Annotated in this window: 8 protein-coding genes; 5 read left to right on the top strand and 3 right to left on the bottom strand. The window is 44.5% G+C overall.

The window, feature by feature from the left end:
- The first annotated feature begins 112 nt into the window (after positions 1-112).
- The 5 genes from radC to B4E62_RS09490 all read left to right on the top strand — a co-directional run bounded on the left by radC (position 113) and on the right by B4E62_RS09490 (position 7,165).
- The gene (gene radC / locus B4E62_RS09470; protein WP_331351876.1) at positions 113-712 is read left to right on the top strand and encodes a RadC family protein; all 600 of its coding nucleotides are present in this window, start codon (positions 113-115) and stop codon (positions 710-712) included.
- 66 nt (positions 713-778) lie between these two features.
- Complete coding sequence (locus B4E62_RS09475; RefSeq protein WP_331351877.1) at positions 779-2,908, top strand: hypothetical protein; 2,130 nt, start codon at positions 779-781, stop codon at positions 2,906-2,908.
- An 8-nt stretch (positions 2,909-2,916) separates the two neighbouring features.
- Complete coding sequence (locus B4E62_RS09480) at positions 2,917-5,097, top strand: hypothetical protein (RefSeq protein WP_331351878.1); 2,181 nt, start codon at positions 2,917-2,919, stop codon at positions 5,095-5,097.
- Entirely contained in the window at positions 5,094-5,693 is a 600-nt protein-coding gene (locus B4E62_RS09485) for a hypothetical protein (RefSeq protein WP_331351879.1), read from the top strand. Before B4E62_RS09480 ends, B4E62_RS09485 begins: the two co-directional genes overlap by 4 nt.
- 164 nt (positions 5,694-5,857) lie before the next feature.
- Positions 5,858-7,165 carry a tyrosine-type recombinase/integrase gene (locus B4E62_RS09490; protein ID WP_331351880.1) on the top strand — a complete coding sequence of 436 codons (1,308 nt, stop codon included), beginning with the start codon at positions 5,858-5,860 and terminating at the stop codon, positions 7,163-7,165.
- A 125-nt stretch (positions 7,166-7,290) separates the two neighbouring features.
- Here the strand turns inward: B4E62_RS09490 and B4E62_RS21395 are convergent, their stop codons facing one another.
- The 3 genes from B4E62_RS21395 to B4E62_RS09500 all read right to left on the bottom strand — a co-directional run.
- Positions 7,291-7,548, bottom strand: coding sequence for a helix-turn-helix domain-containing protein (locus B4E62_RS21395; protein WP_414633257.1), 258 nt, complete (start codon positions 7,546-7,548; stop codon positions 7,291-7,293).
- Between the two features lie 589 nt (positions 7,549-8,137).
- A complete protein-coding gene (locus B4E62_RS09495) occupies positions 8,138-8,569 on the bottom strand; it encodes a hypothetical protein (protein ID WP_331351881.1) in 432 nt (143 codons plus the stop codon).
- A 54-nt stretch (positions 8,570-8,623) separates the two neighbouring features.
- The coding region (locus B4E62_RS09500) for a hypothetical protein (protein ID WP_331351882.1) at positions 8,624-8,937 on the bottom strand (314 nt) is incomplete at its 5' end.

Genomic DNA, 8,937 nt, shown 5'->3' on the forward strand with positions numbered 1-8,937 from the left:
AGGGCTTGACGAAAGCGGATTAAGATACCATTCTTGCCAGCGTTTTCGTATCTGTCGGTGATAGTTGCCGACACTAAAAGGAATGACCAGATCTCACTACAAGGAGTTGTCCATGTCGATTGCCCATTGGCCTGAAGCCGAACGTCCCCGCGAAAAACTCTTAGCACTTGGCCCGCGCGCCTTATCTGATGCCGAATTGCTCGCTATTTTCCTGCGTGTTGGCTGCGTGGGTAAATCGGCCGTCGACCTTGCGCGCGAGTTGTTGCAGGAGTACGGTGGCCTGCGCCAGCTGCTAGAGGTATCACAAGCCGAGTTCTGCAAAGGCCTTGGGCTTGGCAATGCCAAGTACGCGCAACTGCAGGCCGTATTGGAGATGGGGCGGCGCCATCTTTCCGCGGCCATGAAAGCGGGCGATTTGCTTACCAGCCCGAATCTGGTGCGAAATTACCTTAGCGCCCAACTGCGTCATCAGCCACGCGAAGTCTTTGCGGTCTTGTTCCTGGATAACCAAAATCGCTTGATTACATACGAGGAATTATTCTTCGGCACTATCGACGGTGCCTCTGTTTATCCACGCGAAGTAGTGCGGCGCGCGTTAGCTCATAATTGCGCAGCCGTAATACTCAACAGTTTTTTCCAGAGCTACAACGGATGTTCAAGCGGCTTGTGGCCCCACGGGCACCTTATTATGAGACTTAAGTTCAAAAGATAACTAATCATTTGAACAAGTGGGCTTGAACAACGGTCTTTATCATCCTTGTTAGAAGGTAACATAAAGATGCGTTATTTCCTTTCCGATAATTCGTTAAAGATTCATGTTGATAATCCCAGAAGTGAACGACCCCAAGTAAAAGATGTTCCTGAACTCCTAGTTTTACGCGCCGATCAAATCAAGATGGTTGTAGAGGCGACATTCAGGAAAATGATAGGAAAGGAATTCAAATCCCAAACTCTATGCGTCGATATCGTACTACGATCACTTGGGCGGTTCCTTAAATGGTCGAAGCTAGAAGAACTTCCTAGAACTTTTGGTGAGTGGCAATTTTTCGTATCGCAATGGGCGCTATGGCATATTAGTAATCGCGATTCGTCGATGACGCTGGATGGTCGATGTGGTGTTTGGAACTCTACAATACGCCCCTGGATTGAGTTCCTCGTAGATGAGGATCACATACCTTTGGGAATATTGATCCCTAATTTTAAGCTTCCGAAACAGGTTGTGGCTAACTCATCGAAACCACTAATTGCAGCGAGTGCGCCAAAATCCACTTATAAAGGGAGCGTGAAGAAGCTGGATAACACATTGGCAGGCCCAATTTTTTGGAAAGCAGACGTTGAGTACCTTGACGAATTTCTAGCCCAATTGAAGGAAAAGGATTGTGTGCTTGGGGAGACGCTGGATGATTATTGGTTCAGGTTAGTAGCTGATTTTCGTAAGGGAAAGCAAATGACCAAACTCGTCTCGGATGCGGAGTTTATGCTCAGGCGCGAGCGAAATGATTGGAAAGAGAGGCTTTCCCCGGGATTAAGCCGCAAAACGGTGGTGACTGCCCCGACTCACCCAAACGGAGCGGCTTGGACGTTGAGGATAATTGGGCATTTTTTGGCAGTGGGGCAGGATCTAAATTGTATTGGACCCCACGCACTCAGAGCACATCCCGCATTTAACTCCAATTTCGCTAGGGTAATGCCATCGATAAACCCGTTCATAGACGCTACCCATCTACATTCCCATCAAATCGCTCATACATCAGGCTATCACATAGTAATGCGATTTCTGGGCATACTAAGTTCTTTAGATATAGCAGTGGCCATAGCCATTATAATTAGGGAACACCCTCATCTGAATCCTGAATCGCTGGCTGGCGCGAAATTGCTTTGCGCGCGAGGAAAATACTACTTGCTACCTCAGGGCGATGGAAGTGCACCGATATTTAGCGTGAATAAGCCTAGAGCCCGATCCAGAAAATATTGCGAATTATCTCAAAGATCTGCAAGGGTATTGAGACATATTCTGCGCGCTACGCACCCGGTAAGAGAGCTAATGAAAAGAGCTGGCGTTCCGCAATGGAGATACCTTTTTCTAGGCATTGTCACCGAATCACGCACGTGGAAACTGGGACATCCTGTCTCCATCAACGCAGGAGTCTTTCACCGGAGTTCTGGCAGCACACTCTTGAACTATTATCCAAATCTTGCAGACCATGGCTTACAGCCCGGAACTTTGAGCCATGCGCGAATAAGGAATACGCAAGGTGTGCTCTCATGGTTCGAGGAAGGAAGTATCAGCGCATGCGCAACTAAACTCGGTAACACTGAAGAAGTGAGCATGAAAAACTACATTCCAGAGTCCCTCCTTAACGCTTGGAATGAAAGAATAATTAGACGATTTCAAAACACATTGCTTATTCTTGCCGCTGCTAATGAAGACTATTTGCTTAATGTAGTCGACCTGAAAACTCCCGCAGACTTAAATCAATTTATCGCACAATTAATTTTTGAAAGCCGTCCAGACGATTCGCCAATAGCAAAAAAAATTCATGAATTATTTGGTGACCGTTATATGTTTTGTTTGCCACACGATACGCGCGACTTGACACGCAACGGGCTTCTATATGTGAGACTTTCAAGAGAAAGCCTAGCAATTTTAATCGGATATAAACATTGGGCATTGGGGAATCTCAGCAATTCGCAATTGTTAATCAAAGACAAGGCATCAGGCAAATCCCCAGCAGACTTCGTAAAACTTACTGAAATGATCCAAGCACTCGTAGTAATGCAAAATCCGTCGGAAAGTTTTCGTGAGGCTCATGACATCGCCCGACTTAAGCGAGTGTACACGGAGGCCGAACTTTTGGTTCCATCTATTTCCGAGCGCTTTAATTCACTGGCCATTTCGGTAGGTTAGGGGGAAAAATGTTTGAATTAGACTTAGCGAATTTGCGATTGGCCGGGAATTCCTCGAACGCTCTTTTGAATAATTATAAATTAATGATTCAAGAGCAAGTCAGGTCTTACGAAGGGGTCTACGAAGCTGAGTGGTTGTTATCCGATTGGGACGAGGAAAGATGGAGGACCACTGCTGGAGAACAGACGCGGGAAAATGGTGTTGGCACAATCATAGGAACCATCGACACCAACTGGTGTGTAATGATGCCCGATGGCATCCTTCTCACATCATCTCTGTATAAACTGTTACTGGGAACCGTAAAAAGAATTTCGTTTCTTCACAGGATGGGATTGATAACCGGATCAATCCCCAGTGTTGCTAAATGGGCTAGATTCAATTTGGATATGATCAGCTTATGTTCATATTTGGTTTTGAATGATGATCGATTCCGTCCAAGCGCGTTCGGCTTCAAATTATTCGATCAATCTGGATTGGAAAGTCTCTTTTTCTCCTTATCTAATGGTGGCTGGACAGACGCGTTAGCACTGGGAAAGAGAACAGTAGATGCATTTTTTACGTCCACATTTGAGGAGCCTTGTCCTCCTGAACTCCTGCTCAGTGTCGAGAGCCTTCCAAATAATATAATTAAAGAAATCTGTAAATGGCTCACCGCCAATGAAGCTTATAGGAAAGATGACACAGCGGCGTTAGATCGAAGTTTCGTCGCCGAAAGAATTAATGCCCCAGTGTATTCCCTTACCGGCCCGAGATTTTTTGGGATATTACGGCAGTTTGAACCAGATTTATATCATCCGACGCTTCAAATACAATCACGGAAAAAGAAGACAGAGCATTTTAGGCACTCAACCCCTATCAAAGCTGAAATATTCAAGCAGGGGCATTCAGTAAGTGCCTACTTCAGTGTAACAACATCGGTACTAAATACAATTCAGGCGTATCGTCATTTGCCACAGGAAGTTCCGTCACCAGAAACATTCAAATTTGATTCAGCGAGACGTAACGCTTTAATAAATTGTTCCAATAATAGCCATACACCGTTTATTCCAATCGAAATTGGGCTTAACTATTTGAATGAGGCCATTCGGTGGATAGAGGTTTATGGCAATGCATTAATCGATTTTTATCTTTCCATTCTAAAAAAAATTTGTACGAAGGTGGACAGCTTAGTTCACAAAAAATGGGGTGCAGTGATCTATCGCGACTATCATCAATTTGTTGGCGAGATAGGAATTCCAGAGGTGTTGAAAAACGCAGGTTTTAAATTCAGTTCGATGGGACCTCCGTCAGGCGAGTCAAAGGATTTTGAACGATTTCACGCTGATCCCTCGCTAGAAGAGGTGATGGAAATTTTTATAGGTGCCGTCGCGGTGATTCTGGGTTTTATGAAGCCGTCTAGAGATATCGAGATTTGCACTCTTCCTCGGGATTGTCTTCTGCGTGATTCATCCGGGGGATACTGGATCGACAGCGCATTGGCAAAGCGGACCATAGCTGAAGTCCGCGCAAAAACCGGGGCGAAGCCAATCCCAGATATTGTTGCTAAGGCAATTCAGCAGATGCAAAAGCTCGGAGGTGGGCTTTGCGAATTATTTGACGAAAAAGATAAATATTTGCGCGGTAGACTTTTCTATATACGTAATTCGGGAAAAAATGGAGCGAGTGTCAATATAGGTGGCCAGATGCTTTCGAGCCACTTGGATCGGTTTTGCGACTACGTTGATAGCCCGTTAGATGTTTACGGACGTAGGTGGTATTTGCGAATTCACGAGATGCGTAAATGGTTTTTACTCCTCCTGTTTTGGTGCGGGAGGTACGATGTTCTTGATGCGGCCCGATGGATAGCGAGCCACACAAACATCAAGCACATCTATGCGTATATAAGCCGAGAGCTCAATACAACTCAACTCGGATCAATTGAAGCTGATTGGGCAATACACCAGCTCGCATCCTACGATGTATCGGGAGCACCCCGTGATAATTGCGAGGGAATAAATTATTTATATGAACAGGTTCTTAAGCGATTCAACTCAAAGTCCTTGAGTTTTATTGACGACCGGCAATGGAAGACATATGTAAAAACGTTATTCCAAGGGCAATATCATTTAGAGCCCTTCATGATTAAAGGCGATGGCATTAACTCTGGCATTTGCATTGCAATTCGAGCGGAAGGGAGAAAGCCATTATGAGCAAAATTCGTGAGCAGTTGGGCCCAGCTCCAATGTGTCAAACCTATGTAGAAACTCGGTGGAAAATTTTGGAGGAAATACTTCAGTGTCCTGAAGCCGCCGATCCAGAGTTTATACGTGTATGCGGATCCCAAGAAGCCTTCGCGGCGGCGGCATTTCCAGCGTTAAAAATTTTTCCGATTTCTCGTAATTCGATGTATAAGTATGCGGACATTATATTGGCGGATAAATTTACAAAGGATAATAAATCGGGAAGGTTTTATCTTGACTGGTTGCGAAAGCAGGTAGCTGATTTGCCGATTAAAACTTCGTCGTTCAGGAGCAAAGCGCAGCACGAACTGAGAAGATCTTTACAAAGTGATGCACTGCTTGAAAAACTGCGTTCCACTGAGGCTGCATTATTAATTCGAGGGGCCGCATACTTGCGTTTGGTTCAAGCGTTTAATTTGATATCTCGCGATCCATCGGTCGAGGAGTTAACCCGGCATCGCATAAGTAATATTTTAGCTGAGCAAGAAACGTTGTTTGAACAGACCTTTCGTGACGAAATTCCTCCGTTTGATTCAAGTAATGTTAGGAAGTTAAATCCAAAATGAAACGCGCCACAAAACTTTATTCTCAGCTCAAAGATCTGGGTGTACCCAGCCACGTTATTCGATACAGATCTTCGAACGGGATCCATTGTACTGCGGAGTTAACCAGACATTTGGTCGCCGTTTTTGTCAGGTGGCCAAGTGGGAAGCCGTGCGATGCGATCAACATGTATTTGCTGGAAAATTCAACTAGATGGACTGGTAAAACAGTTGTTACCGTTGCAGCAAAACTCTCAGAATTAGTTCGATATTGTTCGGCATACGGACGAGGATTCAGTGAATTGGATGACATGGACTTGTCAGTTTTGATTTCAAATCTTTGCTCGGAGACGAATCCAGAATCGCAGCAACGTGTGAGAAATAATAATTCGGTAAGATCCATTATATATTCGGTATTGGGTTTCCTTGTATGGTTTCAGGAAAATTTGAATTTCAGTAACCGTCCTCTCATTGGCACAAAACCTTCTGGCGCTTCTATAATAATCGAGTACAAAAAAACCGGCAGGCGAGGAGAGAAGTTTTTGCATCATCGTTATCTTCCACCTTCAAACAGTACTGATCGAAAGTTACCTATCAGTACAGATACGATTGAGAAGATCCAGCTGCAGATCGAAATTTTATATGAATCTGAAGCCTACCCTGAACCTGCGCGCCGACGATTTGGAAAAAACAAGGATTTGTTCGATGGGTATAGGGAGTACATTACTGCGCGTAGGGAATTTATGATATTCGCGATGCGGAGAACTGGAATGAGGCCTCAGGAACTTTGTGATATGTCTGTGGCAAAAAATAAAGTGAGCCTTAATGGTGTGAATCCGTTTTTGGTTCTGCCTACTCTCAAGAGGCGCCGAAATGATCCGCCGGAGCGCTTCTTCCCTGTCTCGGAAGGCGATGCCGTGAGATTCAATGCATATTTCACCGCGCGTGACGACTGGTATCAGCTATGCCGGCTTACAAACCCTGGCTTGGAAGATGACGGGGCAATGTTTCTTAGCACGGAACCGAAGTCACTCGGTACGGCTATTAGTAAATCTGGTTTAGAAAAAGATTTTAGCAAATTATGCGAGCGCGCTGGACTTCAGAACGTTCAGAGTTGCTTCTCAATGTTTCGGCATCGGTTTATAACCGATCTCGTGATCCTTTATCTGAAAGAATGGCGTGCGCAACAGGGCCAGATGGCGAAGCAAGACTATCGAATGCTTTTAGAAAAGGTTCGTGAAAAGACAGGGCATAAAAGCGTCGAATCGTTGTGGCATTACATTGATCTTGCGCTATCTATGGAGGGCGTCTGGGATCCGATCAATAGGGCTGCAAAACGGCTCGATGCATGCGAATCTCTTCGACATGATTTAGTCGATCTAAAACGCAAATTAAAATCTGAAAAAGGTGGCGGAACCGACTCTGAAGCGATTAATTTTGCGATTGCTCGTCTCGAATCGATAATTGAGGAGAGAAGATTGACTATCAAAATATAGTGGGTGTTTCTGAAACTACGTTTTGTCGGCAAAGCGCCACTCTAATTGATTGACCGACTCGGACTGTAGAGTGATCGATAGTGCGGCAGTCATCGTCCCCGGCGATGGTTTAATAACATGTCCAGTCATTGCTCGTTTTGAATGTCCACATCTCTTAGAACAGCATCGAATCCATCCCGTGGATCCACTCCCACAGCATTGCAATATTCAATGAATTCGAAAAATTCCAGCTTGCGGCCGCCATCCTCGATCCTTCCAATAATGGAATAAGGCACGTCAAGCCTCTCGGCGAGCGTACGTATGGTTAGTCCGGCCTCAAGCCTTCTAGATTTTAGCCAGGCTCTCAAGATGGAGTAACTCTTTGAATTACGGGAATAGCGCATTGTCCAGATTGTAAAGACGAGCTACACTGTGTCGAAATTCGACACAAATTCCCTCCTCGCCAGGAGCCGGTCGCGATGTTTGAAACGACTAAAGAAATGCAGTTACCTGTTTATCCGACCGCGTCTGCCAAGCGTATGCAATGGCACTCCTTTACTCAAACGCTACCTATCAGGTGGTTTCATATCAGGTATTTTTGTGACGATTCCTTGACTGAACAAATATTACTGACGGGAGATTTGGACGTGTTGGAATCGATAAATTCCGATCCAACCTTTCGGTTAATAAATGTCAATTTAGCAAGTCCACCGGCAATGAATGGTACCGATAATTGGGCATTCTCCCCTCTTCGCAGAGTGACAACATTGACGAGGAAGAACCGTAGGATGGAGGAGCTCCTCGGTTACGAATACCACGCTGATGACGGAACGATATTATTTGAGCCATTCAGTGGCGTTACGCCTTTCGATCAGAGTGAGGTGGCACGAGCTGATTTGTTCATACGTGCTCGTCCAATGGCTGAAGTCATGATAGATCCTCTTTGATAGCATGGAATTTATTCCTGATTAATGCATATCCAGTAACTGTGATCTAATCAACCGGAAGGTTCCGAATTTTTTCTATTTCCTTTAGCTTTTCTTTTCTTGAGAGAAAGAATTCCATAAACGCAGCAACTATAAGTTCTTTTTTTAATTCGTTTCGATTTTTGATTTTCACTCCTGACGTGTAAGTAGTTGTGCCGTTTAGAGTGTGGGGAAATGAAATCGTCTGATATTTCATATCGATACTCACAGTGAAAACGGACCGCTTGGCTATTTCATCTTCGAAGGAAATGGATACCTTACTCACATACCTTTTTATTTTTATATTCTTTGCATATTGTCTCAATTCGTTCGAAATTTCTTCGAAGGTGACAGTCACCACACAGACTAAAAAATCCGTTACCTGATCCTTGGATGAAAAAATCGGATCAGGTTGTAGAGCTTTATAAAATTTGTTTAATTCATTTTTCCAATCATTCATTTCTAGTTCCTAGTCGCAATTGTAGGATGGGTCAATTTTCCAATCCAGGTGGAGCTACTCAAAACGTCCGATACTCTTTCGTTCGGTCCGTTCTGTCTCTTTGCGAGCATCTAGAAGGCATTGATTCAGCTCCGCTTCTAAAATGTTTAACTGAGCCTTGATTTTTGGACTGTTGGTAGGATTGAGACTGCTGAGCAATTTCAATCGACTTTCAAGCAGTATTTCTCTCGACGCGTCCCAAGTCATCGGAACAAAACGTCGGACGTACTCGGCTATGATTTTGTCCAATTGGGGAGCTAGTTCAACTAGTTTGATGGTTATTTTGTTGACTTGCAGCCGAATTTGACCCACCTTTGCGTTTAATAATG

The organism is Cellvibrio sp. UBA7671, assembly GCA_002483145.1.
Taxonomy (GTDB): domain Bacteria; phylum Pseudomonadota; class Gammaproteobacteria; order Pseudomonadales; family Cellvibrionaceae; genus Cellvibrio; species Cellvibrio fibrivorans.

What these genes read in the sequence shown, in the direction of transcription:
- radC (WP_331351876.1), top strand. Translation starts at nt 113, where the DNA reads ATGTCGATTGCCCATTGGCCTGAAGCCGAACGTCCCCGCGAAAAACTC.
- B4E62_RS09475 (WP_331351877.1), top strand. Translation starts at nt 779, where the DNA reads ATGCGTTATTTCCTTTCCGATAATTCGTTAAAGATTCATGTTGATAAT.
- B4E62_RS09480 (WP_331351878.1), top strand. Translation starts at nt 2,917, where the DNA reads ATGTTTGAATTAGACTTAGCGAATTTGCGATTGGCCGGGAATTCCTCG.
- B4E62_RS09485 (WP_331351879.1), top strand. Translation starts at nt 5,094, where the DNA reads ATGAGCAAAATTCGTGAGCAGTTGGGCCCAGCTCCAATGTGTCAAACC.
- B4E62_RS09490 (WP_331351880.1), top strand. Translation starts at nt 5,858, where the DNA reads ATGTATTTGCTGGAAAATTCAACTAGATGGACTGGTAAAACAGTTGTT.
- B4E62_RS21395 (WP_414633257.1), bottom strand. Translation starts at nt 7,548, where the DNA reads ATGCGCTATTCCCGTAATTCAAAGAGTTACTCCATCTTGAGAGCCTGG.
- B4E62_RS09495 (WP_331351881.1), bottom strand. Translation starts at nt 8,569, where the DNA reads ATGAATGATTGGAAAAATGAATTAAACAAATTTTATAAAGCTCTACAA.